This window comes from Ruegeria sp. AG6 (genome assembly GCF_056541565.1).
This window is the reverse complement of record NZ_JBQFYQ010000001.1, coordinates 746,290-763,371: the sequence shown is the minus strand read 5'-3', so window position 1 is coordinate 763,371 and position 17,082 is coordinate 746,290. Positions and strand designations below refer to the sequence as shown.

At 57.4% G+C, this 17,082-nt stretch carries 15 protein-coding genes; 3 read left to right on the top strand and 12 right to left on the bottom strand.

The annotated features are described in order from the left end of the window. Nucleotides 1-21: 21 nt before the first annotated feature. Nucleotides 22-996 (bottom strand): HAD family hydrolase, encoded by a 975-nt coding sequence (locus ACR0I0_RS03790; RefSeq protein ID WP_171632294.1) that lies wholly within the window; start codon nt 994-996, stop codon nt 22-24. A gap of 74 nt (nt 997-1,070) precedes the next feature. Beyond that, nucleotides 1,071-2,681 carry an arylsulfatase gene (locus ACR0I0_RS03785; protein WP_245217974.1) on the bottom strand — a complete coding sequence of 537 codons (1,611 nt, stop codon included), beginning with the start codon at nt 2,679-2,681 and terminating at the stop codon, nt 1,071-1,073. A gap of 198 nt (nt 2,682-2,879) precedes the next feature. Between ACR0I0_RS03785 and ACR0I0_RS03780 the strand changes: the two genes are divergently transcribed. Next, the gene (locus tag ACR0I0_RS03780; protein WP_171632296.1) at nt 2,880-3,560 is read left to right on the top strand and encodes a Crp/Fnr family transcriptional regulator; all 681 of its coding nucleotides are present in this window, start codon (nt 2,880-2,882) and stop codon (nt 3,558-3,560) included. Between the two features lie 3 nt (nt 3,561-3,563). On the opposite strand, the gene ACR0I0_RS03775 is transcribed toward ACR0I0_RS03780, so the two are convergent. From ACR0I0_RS03775 to ACR0I0_RS03740, 8 genes are all read right to left on the bottom strand, one after another. Next, a complete protein-coding gene (locus ACR0I0_RS03775; RefSeq protein ID WP_480490233.1) occupies nt 3,564-4,793 on the bottom strand; it encodes a hypothetical protein in 1,230 nt (409 codons plus the stop codon). Further along, nucleotides 4,790-6,193 (bottom strand): VWA domain-containing protein, encoded by a 1,404-nt coding sequence (locus ACR0I0_RS03770; protein ID WP_480490232.1) that lies wholly within the window; start codon nt 6,191-6,193, stop codon nt 4,790-4,792. Before ACR0I0_RS03770 ends, ACR0I0_RS03775 begins: the two co-directional genes overlap by 4 nt. Before the next feature lie 95 nt (nt 6,194-6,288). Further along, on the bottom strand, nt 6,289-7,272 hold the full coding sequence (locus tag ACR0I0_RS03765) for a VWA domain-containing protein (RefSeq protein ID WP_480490230.1): 984 nt from the start codon (nt 7,270-7,272) through the stop codon (nt 6,289-6,291). Continuing rightward, nucleotides 7,272-7,745: a DUF4381 domain-containing protein gene (locus tag ACR0I0_RS03760; RefSeq protein ID WP_480490228.1), complete on the bottom strand. Its 474-nt coding sequence runs from the start codon at nt 7,743-7,745 to the stop codon at nt 7,272-7,274. Before ACR0I0_RS03760 ends, ACR0I0_RS03765 begins: the two co-directional genes overlap by 1 nt. Then, on the bottom strand, nt 7,742-8,689 hold the full coding sequence (locus ACR0I0_RS03755) for a DUF58 domain-containing protein (protein ID WP_480490227.1): 948 nt from the start codon (nt 8,687-8,689) through the stop codon (nt 7,742-7,744). Before ACR0I0_RS03755 ends, ACR0I0_RS03760 begins: the two co-directional genes overlap by 4 nt. Before the next feature lie 17 nt (nt 8,690-8,706). Beyond that, nucleotides 8,707-9,684: an AAA family ATPase gene (locus ACR0I0_RS03750; protein ID WP_480490225.1), complete on the bottom strand. Its 978-nt coding sequence runs from the start codon at nt 9,682-9,684 to the stop codon at nt 8,707-8,709. A 116-nt stretch (nt 9,685-9,800) separates the two neighbouring features. Further along, complete coding sequence (locus tag ACR0I0_RS03745) at nt 9,801-10,913, bottom strand: acetoin utilization protein AcuC (RefSeq protein ID WP_480490223.1); 1,113 nt, start codon at nt 10,911-10,913, stop codon at nt 9,801-9,803. Between the two features lie 3 nt (nt 10,914-10,916). Then, entirely contained in the window at nt 10,917-12,002 is a 1,086-nt protein-coding gene (locus ACR0I0_RS03740; RefSeq protein ID WP_171723233.1) for an AI-2E family transporter, read from the bottom strand. Between the two features lie 159 nt (nt 12,003-12,161). On the opposite strand from ACR0I0_RS03740, the gene ACR0I0_RS03735 reads away from it, so the two are divergent. Next, nucleotides 12,162-13,028 (top strand): YihY/virulence factor BrkB family protein, encoded by an 867-nt coding sequence (locus ACR0I0_RS03735; protein WP_480490222.1) that lies wholly within the window; start codon nt 12,162-12,164, stop codon nt 13,026-13,028. After that, nucleotides 13,025-14,926 carry a cytochrome c3 family protein gene (locus tag ACR0I0_RS03730; RefSeq protein ID WP_480490220.1) on the top strand — a complete coding sequence of 634 codons (1,902 nt, stop codon included), beginning with the start codon at nt 13,025-13,027 and terminating at the stop codon, nt 14,924-14,926. The genes ACR0I0_RS03735 and ACR0I0_RS03730 overlap by 4 nt, the downstream gene beginning before the upstream one ends. Before the next feature lie 275 nt (nt 14,927-15,201). Here the strand turns inward: ACR0I0_RS03730 and ACR0I0_RS03725 are convergent, their stop codons facing one another. Then, nucleotides 15,202-15,924: an RlmE family RNA methyltransferase gene (locus ACR0I0_RS03725; RefSeq protein WP_171632325.1), complete on the bottom strand. Its 723-nt coding sequence runs from the start codon at nt 15,922-15,924 to the stop codon at nt 15,202-15,204. Next, complete coding sequence (locus ACR0I0_RS03720; protein WP_171115826.1) at nt 15,924-17,036, bottom strand: Ppx/GppA phosphatase family protein; 1,113 nt, start codon at nt 17,034-17,036, stop codon at nt 15,924-15,926. Before ACR0I0_RS03720 ends, ACR0I0_RS03725 begins: the two co-directional genes overlap by 1 nt. Between the last annotated feature and the right edge of the window lie 46 nt (nt 17,037-17,082).

Here is a 17,082-nt window from a genome sequence, read left to right as displayed (position 1 = left end):
GCGGTAAGTCTTTCGGGTCGTTCAGTTTCCTCCAGTGTAGACCCGTGACCAGTCTTTCGCCATATCGACGATGATCCAGCCTTTGTCCGGCCCCTGATCCAGACCGTCAACCAACCGTCCAATCGGACTTTCCCGATCATAGGCCCACTCACGTTCGGCATCCGTATGGTGGATCAGAACACCCAGCCGTGGTCTGCTACCCGAGGTTGTCCAATTCAGCATGGCGAAATCGCCGTCTGAGTTTCCTCCGGCCAGAATGGGGCGTTTGCCGATCGTGCGTTCGATGTTGATGGGTTTGCCTTCCTTGTCGTCGATGAAGGCAATCCCGGGGGCCTTGATGACAGTCGGAACGCCATCGACGTCTTCGAATGTCGAGTTTCCATAGGTGCCCAGAACCTGTTCCGGCGGAATGCCATAGGCCTGTTCCGCGAAGACCCGCATGAAATGAATACCGCCGCCCGAGACGATATAGGTCTTGAACCCTTCGTCCCGAAGATAGCGCAACAGCTCGACCATGGGCTGATAGGTCATCTGGTCATAGGGCAATCCGGTGTCCGGGTGTCGGGCCTTGGCCAGCCATTGCGCAACTTCGGCCTGAAACGCCTCGACGCTGGTTCCGGAATGCGAGGCGTTAACAACTTCGATCAACGCATCGTGGCCGCCTTGAAGAACCGTTGCTAAATCACCTTCGGCAGCGGCTTTCAAAGCGGGTGTGGACAAGATCGAAGGATCTTGTTCAGCCAGTTCAGAAAGTCGATCCATGGCAAAGATAAACTGGAAATAAACCGGCTGTTCGGCCCAGAGTGTGCCGTCATTGTCAAATACCGCGATCCGATCTGAAGGTGTCACATAGTCAGGTCCTTCTGCGTCGGTAACACTGGACACGAATTCAAGGATCGCCTCTTTTGCCGCAGTGGCGTTCCAACTGGGCAGCGGATCAGCGAGCAGGGATATGGGAACACAGGTCAGAAAAGCACCTAAAAGAACGTGTTTCATGAAGCTCTCGATAACTGTTGTGTTGAAAAAAGGCCGCCCTGCGCAGGGCGGCCTACAGCGTGGGGTCGCCGGGCCTAGTTGTTGGTCGGCGTTGTCAGCTTCTCCATGACCTGATCCAGGTTGAAGCTGGCTGCTTTCTGACGTGGCGGGAACTCCTCGAACGTGCTGAGGAAATTGCCAACGTATTGCTGGGCGGGCACAAGGAAATAGGCCCGGTCCAACAGCCAATCGTAATAGGTGTTGGACGTGCGGTACGCGCGTTCATACGGATCGCGGCGCAGGTTGATGATCAGCGGGATGCGCAGTTCGGTCCATGGCTCGATCCAGGCACGCAATGTGGCCCAGGCTTTCTGCTCCAGGAAGATGAGCTTCCAGTCTTCGAAGCGCAGCGCCGTGAGGTCACCATCATCCGAGAAATAGAAGATTTCTTTCCGGGGGCTTGCCGCAGTCTCACCAGTCAGCAGCGGCAGAATGTTGTAACCATCAAGGTGCACCTTGTAGTCGCGACCCATGCCCGATGAGCTGTAGCCGGCCTTCAGCTTTTCCTTGATGTCCGGATCGCCGGCCACGGCGAGGTAAGTGGGCAGCCAGTCCATGTGATGTACGATCTCGTTGGTGACTGATCCGGCCTCGATTTTGCCCGGCCAGCGCACCATCGACGGAACGCGCCAGCCACCCTCCCAGTTGGTATTCTTCTCGCCCCAGAACGGCGTGGCAGCCGCATCCGGCCAGGTGTTCATGTGGGGACCGTTGTCAGTGGAATAGTGGACGATCGTGTTGTCAGCGATGCCAAGCTCGTCCAGCAGATCCAGCAGCTGCCCAACATGCATGTCGTGTTCGATCATACCGGCGGTGTATTCATCAGCGACCCGCCCCGACAACTCATTGGCCTTGGCGCGCATCTCGTCTTTGACGTGGGTGCGGAAGTGCATGCGGGTACCGTTCCACCAGACATAGAACGGCTGACCTTGCTCATGCGCCCGCTTAATGAAGTCGATGGCCGCGGCCACAGTTTCGTCATCCACGGTTTCCATACGCTTGCGGGTCAACGGTCCGGTGTCTTCGATCGTGCCATCGGATTTGGATTTGATGACGCCGCGCGGGCCATAGGCCTCGCGGAAGGTGCGCCCATCCGCCAGAACGCGATCACCCGGATAGTCTTCGTTTTCCGGTTCTTCCTCGGCATTCAGGTGGTAAAGATTGCCAAAAAACTCATCAAATCCGTGATTTGTCGGAAGATGCTCATCCTTGTCACCAAGGTGGTTTTTGCCGAATTGACCGGTCACATAGCCGTGGTCTTTGAGAAGTCCCGGGATAGTTGGGTCTTCAACCTGCATTCCAAGATCTGCCCCGGGCAGGCCGACTTTGGACAGACCGGTGCGGAACACGGATTGCCCCATGATGTATGACGAACGGCCGGCGGTACAGGATTGTTCACCGTAGTAATCGGTAAAGATCATGCCTTCTTTGGCAACCCTGTCGATATTGGGTGTCTGATATCCCATTAGACCCATGGTATAGGCCGAGATGTTGGATTGACCGATATCGTCGCCCCATATCACAAGAATATTGGGCTTTTGATCCTGCGCCCAGGCGGGCACGGCAAGGGCGACAGTTACGGTCGCCACTGCGAACCGGCGCAGTGTTCTACGCCAATTATCTGCAATCATTCGTGGAGAAGACATGAAGTGCTCCTGATCAGTCGAGCCTTAATGACTCGGAAAATTGAAATTTAGTTGAAGCCGCTAGCTTATAACTTGAAGCTGCAAGCAAGTTTTTGATTGCCCGAATAAAAACAATTTCTTGTTCGGGCAGTGAACACAGCTATTTTACGCGATGAAACGCATCGAAAACTTATCATATGATCACTTTGAAAGATACAAATGTTTGATTCTGATGACGATATGCGGATTCTGGCCAAGACCGACTGGTTTGGCACGCGCGATTCAAAGTTTCAGAGCGATCTTATGACATGCGCAATTCAAAGAACCTTCGATTCCGGAGAAACCCTGTACCACCACGGCGACCGCGCCAACGGTATTCATGCGGTGCTCGCAGGCGCGCTTCAGATCACGGCACCTGCCGATGATGGACAGGAATTCGTATTGCATCAGGATGGATCAGGATTCTGGATCGGGGATCTTGCGCTGTTTGCCGAAGCCAAACGACTGGTCAGCGTCGTGGCAACGCAAAAGACCCGCACCTTGTTTTTTCCCGGCTCGCGGGTAGAACGCATGATTCAGACAAACCCGGAATACATCCGTGATTTCTATGCATTGACGCATGAAAACATGAAGACTGCACTGCGCATCATGGCCAATCTTGCGGTTACGGGATCTGAAAAGCGCCTTGTGCTGCGTCTGTTGCACCTTGACGAAGGCGCTTTGAGTTCGGACGGATGGATTATTGTGTCTCAGGAAGAACTTGCTGAAATGGTTGCGGTATCTCAGCCGACGTTGCACCGACATCTGCATCATCTGGCAGATCTGGGCCTTGTGGAATTGGGGTATGGCCGGCTACGGTTGATCGACCGGCGCAAGCTGATCAGCAACTGTCAAAGTTGAAGTCTAAGGGTTGAGCGGGGGTAAAGACTCGCTCTTTCTTTCTGTTGCGCTTTTCAGTGCGCCCAGGTGTTGCATGGCCGCTTGCCAGTCTTCCGGGCTGTTGCCAGCCGTCGCTGAATACCGCGCCGCACCGATATTCATTAGACTGCTTTCAAGATCCAAAGAACGCTCGGGGTACGCGCTGCGTGATTTCCAAAGATCCAATGCCTGATAAACCGCGGGCAAATCCCGTGATCTTAAAGCGGATCGCAAGGCATCGACGGCATATTTCTCCGATGCCAGATACCTGCGGCGCCGTTCCGTTTTCCAGGTTGCATGGCGCGGGCGCAGAAACCTTCCCAAAGTCCACAATGCGAATACAACAATGACAAGGTAAAGAACTGATTTGATGATGGTTTGCGCGTCAGGCGGCTGTCGTCTGGGCGGGGCCAGTGTAAGCTTGGTCGAGGGAAGTGATGCCGTTTCGATCTGACCGGTATCCAGATTGAACCAGTCGATGGAAACGGCCGTCAATCGTGTTTCGCCCCCGTCTTGGGCGATGTACACGGTTTCTTCGACCCGTTGCCCGGACAGGATGCCCCGGTCTTCTGTTTCCGAAAAGCGGGGTTCCTTGGGATAGGCGCGCAGCTGTTGGCTTTGATCCTGCGGCGTCAGCGCCGGGATCGTCAGGGCCGTGGTACCAGAGATCTGCGCGCTTATCTCGCGCGTGATGGAATCACCGGCCTGCATATCGGTCGGACCTTCCAGCTTCTGATCAAGAGAGAAACCACTTGCGATGATCAGCGGGTCAAGACCTTGAGCGCCCTCTGGGATCTCTGCGTTCAGCTGTATGGAAGGAAGCGCCACCGAAACCTGAACCGGGTCATTGGACTGCGGATCGGCAAATGTCACGACAACCTCTTGCGCATCATACGCGACCGGCCCTGCTGCCAGCGGATACAGTCGATAACTGCGCTGTACGCCGGACCACGTTTCTCCGTGTACCGTTTCGCTTACCGGACCAGAAGCTCGCTCTGGCAGGCGAACCAGGATATTTTGTTGCTCCAATGATGGAAATACAGGCGGCTGCGGCATGAAGGTCGGAACCAGAACCTTGATGCGGACGATGGCGGGCTGGCCGACGATGACGGCCTCGTTCCCGACGTCCACTGATACCCGAGGTTGATAAGCTGAGTTTTCCTGTGCGGACAAGGATAACGGCATCAACAGGATGAAGACAGCTAGGTATCTCATTCAGTTTGCTCCTGTATTTCCAAAAGGAAACGGTTTCTCAGAAAATCCTGCATGTCGGTGTCGATCATACTGATCCACTGGTCGGCGGACAGTGACTGTGGCCCGTCATTGGGGGCTTGAACCGTAGTGTCACTGCCACGTGCTGCATCGTTGTCAAACACCGTATCATCTGCACCGATGCCAGCCTCTTCCCCCGTGTCAGACTGTTCACGCGTCGTTTCGACATAATCCAGGATGGCCTTGGACAGGTCGAGATTATGCTGGGCTTCGGGCCAGTCGGGGCGACGTTCCAAGGCGGTCTCGAACGCTGATATGGCTGGGCGATACTCGCGGTTTTTTATGCGGGCCATACCTTCGGCAAACGCAGCTTCCGGCGTGTCCAGCGTGGAAAACACGGACGACGCCTTTTCGTATTGACCATCCCTGAGATAGGCATATCCCTTGTGATATGGGTCTTCGAACATCTCGGCCGCGTCGCCAAATCGTTTTTGGGTCATCGCGATCTGGCCTTGTTGGTCGGGGGTGAAAAACCAGTCTCGCCATCCTTCTGCCCGCGCGCCGGATGAAGGCAACGCAATCAAAACCAGAACCGCCCAACGAATTACCCAGCCCTTGCGGAACCACAGCAGAGACAACACCGCAGCAGGCCAGGCCAAGATCCAGCCCTTGTCCTGCCAGTCTAGGCGATCATCCTCATCCAGCGCTGCAGTATAGGCCGATTGAATGCGGCGCATCAGTTGATTGATGTCCCGATCGTCGTCCGAAAACGCGACCGCTGAGGCGTTGGGGATGTTGTCCAGCTGCGCGATACGACCACCATCCGGCAGCATGGTGAGAACGAAAATATCAGAAGAAGAGGAGCTTAGCCCCGTTACCTGAGATGGATCAAGATCGTCCAATACAAACAGCACCGCCCCAGGGCTGTCGCTGTCTTCCAGAATGGACTGAGCCAACGCAAGCGCATCGGCTGCCGCATCGCCATCCTTCGGCATCACCGCGGGGGTCAACCCCTCAAGCAACGGACGAAGTATGTTCGCATCTTCGGTCAACGGCGCAACTCGGTGCGGCGTTCCTGCATAGGCGATCAAAGCGGTACGTGCGCCGGCACGTTCGGTGATCAGGTCGGAAATCTTGAACTGTGCCCGATCCAGCCGCGATGGCGCAAGATCCGAGCTTTCCATGCTGTTGGTGACTTTGAGAGCGATCACCAACGGGGCCGTGTCTGCGATCAACGGGTTGGGCGCGCGCGACCATGTCGGGCCCGAGGCCGCCAAAGTGACAAGCGCCGCAATGATCAGCGCAACGTCAATGGGCTGGATGCGCCTGTTTTCTTCCTTGCCCAGCAGCAAGGCCTCTGCAAGGTGCGGGGCGATCCCTGATGGCAGTTTGGTGTCTGCCATCGGTCTGGGCCTGATCCGCCACCACAACACAAGGATGGGGATGAGAAGCAGCAGGTAATAGCCTCGGATAAAATGAAAATCAGCCAGATCCATCGTCAGACGGCCCCCTGGTGTCGCTGTGAGAAATGGAACCAAGTCATGCTGACCATGATGACGATCAGCGCGATGAGTAACGGAATATGGGCAAGGCTTTGCTTGGGGCGATAGCTTTGCGTTTCCACCATTCTGGGGTTCTGAGAGTCAATGCGTGCGTAAGTTTGTTCAAGGGCTGTTGCATCGTCGGCAAAGAAATATTCTCCGCCCGTGCGATCGGCTATGTCCTTCAATGCCTGAAGATCGACACGGTCTTCGCCCGTGGCATTCGGGTCTCCGACACCAATCGTATAGACAACCACGTTCTTTTCCGCAGCAATGGCCGCGGCATTGACGGGTGTCATGCGACTGGACGTATCGGCACCATCGCTGAGGACAATCATCAGGCGCTGGTCAACCTCGCTGGATTCAAAGGTTCGAATGCCAAGCCCGATCGCATCGCCCAAAGCCGTGTTCGGACCCGCCATGCCAACTTGAGTTTGATCCAGGAACCCATTCAAACTGTTCAGATCTTCCGTGAAGGGCGCTTGAATGAACGCGCGTGTTCCAAAGATGATCAGCGCTATCCTGTCACCATCTCTTTCAGAGATGAACTGCCTGAGAACCTCTTTGACCGCCTCCAACCGTTGTATCGGGGCACCTGATCCGGTCCGGAAGTCGCGCTGATCCATCGAGCCAGAGATATCCAGCGCCAAAACCACATCGCGGGCAGATTTTTCCATCACGAGGGGATCGCCCAGACGTTCCGGACGCGCCAGCGCCAGAACCAGAAGTATCCAGATCAAGGCGACGCTGGCTGTTTGCAGCCGGGCCCGGGTTCGGATCATTGACCCGGACTGCGGCTCGACGCCAGCCGCCTGGGCCACGCGGCGAAAAAACGGAATGCGAATGGACACGGCTGTTTCCCGCCAGGGCGGAGCAATGGCGTACACCAGCAGCGGCAGCGGCAAAAGCAGAAACACCCAAGGCGCAGAGAAGGAAAACATCAGGTTCCCCGATACCGTTTATGGGACTTGACCCAATGCCTAGCAAGCTGGGTCAAGGCGCAGTTTGGCGGCAGGTCCTTGTACGGCGCGTCGATCAGCGTTTGCCCAATGTCTGATAAAAAGGACTTGTCATCAGAGGTTTGCGAAAGGAAATTTAACCAGTCATCCCCGTGAATCCCTGCAACCTGCCTGCGCGGATATGCGACCAAAGCGGTGCGGCGAAGGATTTCGGCAACTTTTGCCGACGTGATATCCGGGTCTGCCAGCTCGGCCAGCGCATGGCGGCGATACGCGTTCGCCAGCCTTCGCCGGATGAAAAAAACACTGACCAGTACGGCAAGGCCAAGCAGTATGACGGCCAGCGCCAACCACCCCCATGTCTGCGGAAACATCGAAACAAGCGTGGGTTCCGGTGCCGGCTCGAGCATATTCAGCAGATCAACCAGAGATTTCCCTGTCGTGTCGATGCTCATTTCTGCCCCCTGCGATGTCCGAGCAGATACAGCAACTGATCCAGGGCAGGTTCCGCGGTCGTCAATGGAACAACCGGAAAGCCGTATCGACGGGACCATGTGTGCAGGTGGTCCAACCTGTCTTCCATGGATTTGCGAATTTTGCCGGACAATTCGGGGTCGGCGCTGTCGATTTCGATCTGGTCGCGCCCGTCCGAGACCGTGAGTTTCAGATCGGGCGCCAGCTCCTTGGCTGTCTTGTCAGCGATATTGAACACGATCAGATCGTTTGAGACCGCAATGCGGCGCAGCAGGGACTCCGATTTCTCGTCAAGCCCGTCGCAGTCGGAAAACAGGCAAACCAGCCCGTTGGTTTGGGTCATACGCGCGGCTTCCGACAACATGTCATTCAAAGTTACGATGGGTTGCGGGTTCAAGGCAGCATGCAAGGCCGAATTGGCAGCCCCGATGGAAGACAGAAACCGCATGAGCGCCGCCGCGCGGCGCTGCGGCCTGTGTTCAGCAACGCTTGTGTCGTTGAATACCAGACCACCGACACGATCGCCCTGACCAAGAACGCGATGCGCGGTGATTGCGGCAGCTTCGGCGGCGATGACCGATTTCATGTAGACTTCGGTTCCGAAAAACATCGAAACGCGCTGATCGACCAGCAACAGGGCAGGGCGGTCTCGTTCCTCGGTATAGACCCTAACATGGGGCTCACCGGTTCGCGCCGTGACTTTCCAGTCAATTGTGCGGATATCGTCGCCCGGTTGGTAGTTGCGCAATTCCTCGAAATTCAGGCCGCGTCCGCGCAGGCGCGATGCGTGTCTGCCATTCAGGATCGACCCGGCAGGCTGACGTGGCAAAAAGCTCAGGGCACGGGAATGCAGTTCCAGACGCAACAGGTGATCCGCACTGACGTGAATGCGGGGATCATCGGGATATGCTGTGGATCGCTGCACCCGGCCAACCCTAAAAGTCAGGGCAGCGCGACGAGACGCAGGATGTCCGCGATCACGTCATCTGCCGTTTTGGCGTTTCCCTGCGCCTCGAAACTCAGCGTGATGCGGTGACGGAAAACGTCATGTGCAATGGCTCGAATATCCGCAGGGTCCACATAGTCACGCTGGTTCATCCACGCATGCGCCCGACCGCATTTGTCCAGTGCCAATGAGGCACGCGGGCTGGCGCCGATTTCGATCCAGCTGGCCAGTTCTTCGCTGAGCGCCGCAGGCGTCCGGGTCGCCTGAACCAGATCGGCCATATAACGATCCATTGCATCCGAAACATGGATCTGCCCGATTTCCGAACGCGCTGCAAAAACGGCATCTTGCGGGATTGTCGGTGGTGGCTCGCTTGACGCGCCTTTCCCGGCGGCGATCTCTTCGCCCCGCACCAGCCGGATCACTTCAACCTCGTCCTCGACCGGTGGATAGGTGATCTGAACATGCATCAGGAACCGGTCCATCTGCGCTTCGGGCAGGGGATAGGTGCCTTCTTGTTCAATAGGGTTCTGGGTTGCCATCACGATGAACAGCGGTTCCATTTTGTGGGTGGTCCCGGAAACCGTGACCTGCCGTTCTTCCATCGCCTCCAACAATGCGGCCTGAACCTTGGCCGGTGCCCTGTTGATTTCGTCAGCGAGTACGATATTGGCAAAGATCGGCCCGGGTTCGAACCGAAAGGTGCCGCCTTCGTCAGTTTGTTGAAATACTTCGGTTCCCGTCACGTCTGAAGGCAGCAGATCGGGCGTGAACTGGATCCTGCTGAAGTCTGCATCCAGATTGCGCGCCATCGCCTTGACTGCACGTGTTTTGGCCAATCCGGGCAGACCTTCGATCAGAAGGTTTCCGTTGGCCAGCATGCCGATCAGCAGTCGGTCGATGACCTCGGTTTGCCCGATGATGGACCGGCCCATGCGGGCCTTGAGATCAAGTATCTGATTAAGTGCATTCATGGGTAGTGGTCCAATCGGTGCCAAGCTGGAAGAAACGAATTGATAGCGGAACAGGGGGTAAGCCGGTCAGGAATATCCCGAAATATCGGAATGCTAACAGGCTTTTGCGGACCGATCTACCGTGAATGCCTGGCGGTGAGGTGGCGCAAATCGTTCCTCAGTTCCTGTCGTATGGGCCCGGTGTTGGGCGCGTCGCGCAAACTGTCCAGCCAGTGGGGGTGAGGCGCCTGTCCCGCGGCCCTGCTCCAGGTCAGATCCCGCAGGATTTTCTGGGCACCGACGTCAAGTGTGTCAGGAATTTCGAAATCATTCAGGGTGGCCCAAACGCCGCTCCACAAGCGCCCTACGGACCAGGGATTGTATCCGCCGCCACCCAGAACCAGAAAACGAGGCGAAAGAGGCTTCAGCGCCGCCACCGTTCGCCAATGCGCGTTGTTGGACAGGGTCAGACGCGAAAGCGGGTCCTCGGCCACGGCGTCGGCCCCGCATTGCAGGACAATCGCCTGCGGTTTGAACGCTTCGGTCGTCGGCAGGATCAAGTGATCCAGAATGGCGGCGAATTCGTCGTCGTTCAGATGTCGTGGAACCGGCAGGTTGAAGGCCGCGCCACCGGCGTCTTCCTCAAGTTGACCCGTGAACGGCCATCGACGCGTTTCATGGACCGAGATCATACGCACTCTGTCCGACCCGTGAAACGCAAGTTCAACCCCGTCGCAATGATGGGCGTCGATGTCGACATAGACCACGCGATCCAGGCCAGCGCTCAAAAGGGTCTGTATCGCCAGAACCGGGTCGTTCAGATAACAAAACCCGTTCGCCCGGTCCGCAAGGCCATGGTGGGTGCCGCCCGCAGGGTTGAAAACGATCCCTCCATCCCGGATCAGTTCGGCGGCCAGCATGGAACCACCGGCGGCGGTTGCCGGCCGGCGGTACATCTCGGCGAAGACCGGGTTCGACAGAGTCCCCAAACCGTATTTATCCCGTATTTCGTCCGTGACGTGCTGGTCCGCTTCGGCCTTTTGCAGGGCGGCGATATAGTCCGGCGTATGAAACCTTTCCAATACACCTGGCTTTGCGCAGGGGCTGACGCGGTAGTTCTCGGGGGTCAACCATCCCAGTTCGCGACACAGATCGATGACGGTTGACGCCCGTGGTATGGCCAGCGGGTGTTTTGAACCGTAGGTCGAGTTGCGGTAGATATCCGATCCGATGAACAGGGGGCGTTTCATGACCTAGCTTGCTGCGGCCTGACTGTTATCCTCGCCCAACCTGCCATCCAGTGACATCAGTATGGCGACTGGCCGAAGGGCCGGGATGTGGCTGAACACGATCAGGATGCATACGGTCAGAGGTACGCTCAGAAACGCACCGATCAGTCCCCAGACCGTTGTCCAGAAGGTCAGGGCCAGAATGACAAGAAAGGTCGACATGTTCAGGGATCGGCCAAGCATGGCCGGATCAAGGAAATTGCCGATCAGGAATTGGATCGTACCACATCCCAGCACGATCACCAGGAAGGGGATGATCGTTTCAAATTGAACAAGCGCGATCATGGCCGGAAAAAGCACCGCTATGATCGAACCGATCGAGGGGATGAAGTTCAGGGCAAAGGTCAATACGGCCCAGGTTTCCGCGTATTCCAGACCAAGCGAGCGGAAAACCGTATAGCTGATCGTTGCCGTTATCAGGCTGATCAGGGTTTTGACGCCGACATAGCGCTGCAAGCTGACCGAAATCGCATCGAGCATGGCGGAAAACTCTGCTGCGGCGACGGGGTTTCCGGCGGCCAGTTGGATCTTTTTCCGAAAGGCCAGTCGTTCGGCCATCAGAAAGGCGACATAAAGGCTGATCAGGAAGAACTGGTTCAACAATGAGGTGGCACTGCCCAGCAACACGCGTGCGACATAGGACATGTCGATACTGACCAGATTGTCACGAATGAAGGTGGTCACGTCGTTGCCGACCAGCCCCGTTACACGCTCGACCGCACCGTCAAACTGGTTTTCATAGGTGCTGATGGATCGTGCAAACTGTGTCGCCTGACTGCCCAGCACGTACATGATCATGAACAAACCGGCCAGAACGACAGTCACACCGGCAATATTGGCCAGCCAGACCGGAGCGCGGGTCAGGGCGACGACGCGATCGCTAAGCGCGATGATCAATACATTGACCAACAGCGCCATGGCCAGCGGGATCAGGAAGTTCGCACCGGCATAGAGACCCAGCACGATCAGGGTCGCGATGATGCATGTATCCCGGACAACGGACAATCGAAGCTTGGGTCTAACCGTGATGTCTTTTTGATCCGGGGTCATTCGGTATCCTGTATCTGGCCCATTTCCCGTCCTGCGCCGCCCAATCCTGCACGCGAGGTCTTGTTTATGCAATGCGTTCAGGCGTTTGTTGGCCCTCATTAGCCAAATAGATTATCACGACGGGTTCTGTGTTCTATTTCGGCAGGTTAGGGTTGCAGCATGACAACTGCCGCGAATCCCTTGTTTGGCCGACCTGTTCAGGCGCTTTGGCTGTCGATCCGCCGGTTCAGCAGAAAGAACGGTTTTGTCATGAGCAGCCATGTGGCCATGTCGCTGATGATGGCGCTGTTTCCCTTTGTGCTGTTCACCGTGGCGCTGGCAGGGGCGTTGTCTCAAGGCTATGTCACAGATGAGTTGATCGACCTGATTTTCGGAGCGTGGCCCAAGGACGTCGCAGATCCGATCGTGACCGAACTGCGGGCCGTTCTGGCCGGATCCGGCTCGGGTGTCATCACCTTGGGGGGGCTGCTGGCGATTTACTTTGCCTCCAACGGCGTGGCTGCCGTACGTGCAGCCATGAATCAGGCCTACCACGACGAAGACAGTTGGCCGTTCTGGAAAACCCGGCTGCTCTGTCTTGTGCTAGTCATTCTGGGCGGGTCGGCCATTCTGATCATTGCCGCGGTCGAGGTGGTTTTGCCGGTCTATACGAAACTGGTGGCTGAACACACGGAGGTTGCCGTGGCCAACTGGTTTTCCGTGGATCGCCTGCGCTGGACGTTCACCGTGGCGGTTCCTGCGGGTACCGTTCTTCTGGCGCATCTCGTGCTGCCGACCCGCAGGCACAGCTTGACGCAAATCCTGCCCGGCGTCTTATTGACTTTGGTCTTGTGGGCTGCCGGTGGGTGGGCGTTTTCAATTTATATCAGCCAGTTCGCCACCTACAGCGCCACCTATGCTGGATTGGCGGGGGCCATGGCGGCATTGATTTTCCTGTATCTCTATTCGGCGATCCTGATCTTGGGGGCCGAATACAACGGTGCATTGATTGACCTGCAAAAAGCCGCCGAAGGAGATACGGCATGAGATTTGCCCTGATACTGGCCTGCCTTGCAATTGCTGGTGAAGTTCAGGCGCAGACGCCAGAGTATGTGGGCTCAGACCAGTGTACCGACTGTCATCAGCAAGAAGCCGAAGCCTGGGCCGCGTCGCACCATGCGCTGGCCTGGACAAGACCCACTGGCGGCGCTGTTGTGGCGGATTTCGACGGTACCCGGTTCGATCATGACGGGATGTCCGTCCAGTTCAAAAATGAGGCTGGCAGCTTCACCGCTAGTGTAACGGAGAAAGACGGTGCAACGACGGAATATGACGTGCATTCCGTCGTTGGAATCGAACCCTTGCAGCAATACCTTTTCGAAACCGAACCGGGCCGGTTGCAAAGTTTCGACGTGGTTTGGGACATAGAGCAAAAGCGCTGGTATCACCTGTACCCTGATCAGGACCTGCCGCCTGATGACGGGTTACATTGGACCGGCCCTTACAAGAACTGGAACGCGCGCTGCGCCGAATGTCATGCCACGGATTTTGAGAAGAACTACGACCCTCAAACCAGAAGCTACAAGTCACAACAGGTCGAAATCGGGGTCGGGTGCGAGGCCTGCCATGGGCCGGGGTCCGCACATCTCGATTGGGTCCGGGAACGGGGTTCTTCAGATGGCCTGGCCAATGCCGGCTTTTTGTTGAGTTGGGGCAAGGGGCGGACCGAAGAAGAAATACAGCAATGCGCCGGATGTCATTCCCGGCGCGAGGCGCATGGCAACGGAAACCCGGTTCCGGGAACCCCGTATCATGATGCCTATAATCTGGCTGTGCTGCGCCCCGGTTCCTATCATCCCGACGGGCAAATTCTGGATGAGGTTTACGTCTACGGCTCGTTCCTGCAATCCCGAATGTATGAACAGGGCGTCGGATGCATGAACTGCCACGAACCGCACAGCGCAGAATTGAAAGCCGAAGGAAACGGGGTTTGCACACAGTGCCATTCGCCTGCCGGAAATCCGGAATTCGCAACCCTTTCCGCAAAGGACTATGACACGTCTGCGCATCACAATCACCCGGAAGACAGCGAAGGCGCCCAGTGCAAAAGCTGCCACATGATCGAGCGAACCTACATGGGTGTCGACGGTCGACGCGATCACAGTTTTCGCATACCGCGACCGGATCTTGGGCTGGGCGTTGATGCCTGCACGGACTGCCATCAAGACCAGGATCAGGCCTGGGCCGCAAGCCAGATAGAGGGCTGGTTTCCGGGATCGCCAAATCGACGCCCGCATTATGGGACAGTTTTCAAAGCCGCGGCCGAAGGGCAGCTCGACACGCCCGAAGGTTTGCTTGCCGTCGCAATGGATGCGTCGCAGCCCGGGATCGTCAGAGCGACCGCCGCGTATCTGTTGCAACCGTTTGGGTCGCCACAGATCGCCGCTGACACAGCGCCGCTTTTGCAGGACGTTGACCCGCTGATACGAGCAAATGCAGCGGCGCTGCAACGTCAGGCCAGCCCGGCAGATCAGGTGCGCAGGCTCGAGCCGTTGCTGTCTGATCCTCTGCGAAACGTGCGCATCGCTGCCGCCAAAGAGTTCCTGAGCATACCGCAGCAGGGCTTGACGGCCGAGCAGCGGACCAGGCTTGGGCAGGGCATGTCGGAATGGCAGCAGGTCATTTCGAACAGGCTGGACGCCCCGGAAACCCATCTCGTTCTGGGGGGCATGGCATTGACGCTTCGCAACGCGCAAGCGGCGGAACAGGCGTTTAGAGAGGTCGTGACGCTGGACCCGCAGAGGGCAGAGGCGTGGCCGATGTTAGTGCAACTGGCGCAGATCAATCGTGGCCCGGAAGCTGCGCGCACAGTGCTGCAAGAGGCGCTGGACAGGTTGCCGGATGATCCGAACCTGCTGCAATTGTCGCAACAGTTTGGGCGCTGACCCGGCACATCCGTGCCCGAATTCTTTCATTTTGACGGCAGAATTCCTTGTTACAGCCAAGAACAAAGTGCTGATCCGAGGTGAGCCATGTCCAACGATGCAACAATGCGGAAGATGCCGGGTTCAAGTTCGGTGTCACTAGCCCAGCGCATCGAAGACCTGCGCAACCGGGAACCATCATACGTTACGCACGGAGATACGCTGATGTTGCAGGGAATGGCTGTCACGTCCTTGCGTGAACAGCGTCTGAGCGGGAATCTTATCCGGCTAGATGATTAAGAGCCGCCTCGAAACCCGGTTGCCACAACGAATTTTTCCGAACTGTCCGAGCGAGACGCCGGCGGTTTGACATGGGCGACTTTCTGGAATTTCTGCTTGAGCAGCTTTTGCAGATCGCCCTCAGCCCCCCCAGCCAGAACCTTGGCAACAAAAGTGCCGCCTTCTTCCAGAACGTCAAAGGCGAAATAGGCGGCAGTTTCGCACAGCGCCATGATGCGCAGGTGATCGGTCTGCTTGTGCCCCGAAGATGCCGCCGCCATATCCGACATCACGACGTCTGCCTTGCCGCCCAGCCAGTCTTTGACCTTCTGGTCGGCGTCATCCTCCATGAAATCCAGAACGTGGATTTCGGCCCCGGCGATTGGTTCGACCTCTTGCAGGTCGATGCCCAGCACGGTTCCGATCCGTTTGCCTGACTTTTCGCCCAGCGCGTTCACGCGTTTGACCGCAACCTGACACCAACCGCCGGGCGCACAGCCCAGATCCACAACCCGCGCCCCAGGCACGAGAAAGCGGAATTTGTCGTCCAGTTCCAAAATCTTGTAAGCTGCGCGCCCCCGATAGCCTTCGGACTGCGCACGCTTGACATAGGGATCGTTCAGTTGCCGCTCGAGCCAGCGCGTCGAGCTGAGCTTGCGCCCGCGCGCCGTCTTGACCTTGACCTTCAGGTCGCGCTGCCCGCGGCCCGAGTTGTTTTTTCCACTTGGTGTCTTCGCCATTAGAACGGTCCGTCTTCCAATACACCGTCCGCGCTCATCTGTGCGTAAAGCAGACCTTCGCGCAGCCCCCGGTCCGCCACCGAAAGGCGGTCAGTGGGCCAGCAACGGAGCAATGCCTGCAATATGGCCGAGCCGGACATGATCAGGGCTTGCCGGTCTTCACCAATGCGAGGGTCCCGGCGCCGCCCATGAGGGCCGAGTTCTAAATACCCGCGTATGACTTTGTCAATCTGATCGCTGGTCATGCGCAGCCCGTCCACTTTGGTCCGGTCATAGCGCTTGAGGCCCAGATGCGATGCCGCGACAGTAGTGACCGTGCCACTGGTGCCGACGATCTGAAACCCTTCGCGCGCCTGTTCGTCCTTGTAGGGGGCAAAGTCGGCAAGGTTTTCCTCGAAAAACCAACTCATCAACGCAAATCGGGCCGCGTCATCCTCGACATCATTAAACTGGTCCCGCAGTGTGGCGACGCCCAGCGGCACACTGATCCAGTCAACGACCTTGGCCGCGGGAAAAGGGCTGTCGACAGTGTGAAACCCGTGATGCAGCCGCATGATGGCCGCAGGCCGGTCGCGGCGTGGAACGGACGAGATGTCGATCCAGACCAATTCGGTCGAGCCGCCTCCGATATCGACGACCAGCAACTGCTCGGTCTTGGTCGAAACCAGTGGGGCACAGGAAATCACCGCCAGACGGGCTTCTTCCTCGGGCTGTATGATCTCGAGCGTCAGGCCGGTTTCGCGCTTCACCTGTCGGATGAATTCGCGCGAGTTCTTGGCGCGGCGGCACGCCTCGGTCGCGATCAGACGCATCCGTTTGACCTTGTTGCGTTTCAGCTTTTGCTGACAGATTCGCAATGCCTGAACGGTACGCGACATCGACGCCCGCGACAGTCGTCCGGTGCGTTCCAGACCCGCGCCCAACTGCACGGATTTGGAGAAACTGTCGACCACATGGAACCCACTTCCCTTGGGCTGGGCTATCAACATGCGGCAACTATTTGTCCCCAGATCCAGTGCCGCATAAAGAGCATCCGGATCGGGTCTTGCCGGCGCGGGGCTTTCGACCGCTTTCGGGAACGCGCCCGCACCCTTGGGACGCTTGGGCGCCATCTTTACGCCCTCCGATTTTCGAGTTACCCCGACCCTAGGCGGGGGA

Excerpts from the sequence above, each read along its gene's own strand:
- ACR0I0_RS03790 (WP_171632294.1), bottom strand. The coding sequence starts at position 996 with ATGAAACACGTTCTTTTAGGTGCTTTTCTGACCTGTGTTCCCATATCC.
- ACR0I0_RS03785 (WP_245217974.1), bottom strand. The coding sequence starts at position 2,681 with ATGTCTTCTCCACGAATGATTGCAGATAATTGGCGTAGAACACTGCGC.
- ACR0I0_RS03780 (WP_171632296.1), top strand. The coding sequence starts at position 2,880 with ATGTTTGATTCTGATGACGATATGCGGATTCTGGCCAAGACCGACTGG.
- ACR0I0_RS03775 (WP_480490233.1), bottom strand. The coding sequence starts at position 4,793 with ATGAGATACCTAGCTGTCTTCATCCTGTTGATGCCGTTATCCTTGTCC.
- ACR0I0_RS03770 (WP_480490232.1), bottom strand. The coding sequence starts at position 6,193 with ATGGCAGACACCAAACTGCCATCAGGGATCGCCCCGCACCTTGCAGAG.
- ACR0I0_RS03765 (WP_480490230.1), bottom strand. The coding sequence starts at position 7,272 with ATGTTTTCCTTCTCTGCGCCTTGGGTGTTTCTGCTTTTGCCGCTGCCG.
- ACR0I0_RS03760 (WP_480490228.1), bottom strand. The coding sequence starts at position 7,745 with ATGAGCATCGACACGACAGGGAAATCTCTGGTTGATCTGCTGAATATG.
- ACR0I0_RS03750 (WP_480490225.1), bottom strand. The coding sequence starts at position 9,684 with ATGAATGCACTTAATCAGATACTTGATCTCAAGGCCCGCATGGGCCGG.
- ACR0I0_RS03745 (WP_480490223.1), bottom strand. The coding sequence starts at position 10,913 with ATGAAACGCCCCCTGTTCATCGGATCGGATATCTACCGCAACTCGACC.
- ACR0I0_RS03740 (WP_171723233.1), bottom strand. The coding sequence starts at position 12,002 with ATGACCCCGGATCAAAAAGACATCACGGTTAGACCCAAGCTTCGATTG.
- ACR0I0_RS03735 (WP_480490222.1), top strand. The coding sequence starts at position 12,162 with ATGACAACTGCCGCGAATCCCTTGTTTGGCCGACCTGTTCAGGCGCTT.
- ACR0I0_RS03730 (WP_480490220.1), top strand. The coding sequence starts at position 13,025 with ATGAGATTTGCCCTGATACTGGCCTGCCTTGCAATTGCTGGTGAAGTT.
- ACR0I0_RS03725 (WP_171632325.1), bottom strand. The coding sequence starts at position 15,924 with ATGGCGAAGACACCAAGTGGAAAAAACAACTCGGGCCGCGGGCAGCGC.
- ACR0I0_RS03720 (WP_171115826.1), bottom strand. The coding sequence starts at position 17,036 with ATGGCGCCCAAGCGTCCCAAGGGTGCGGGCGCGTTCCCGAAAGCGGTC.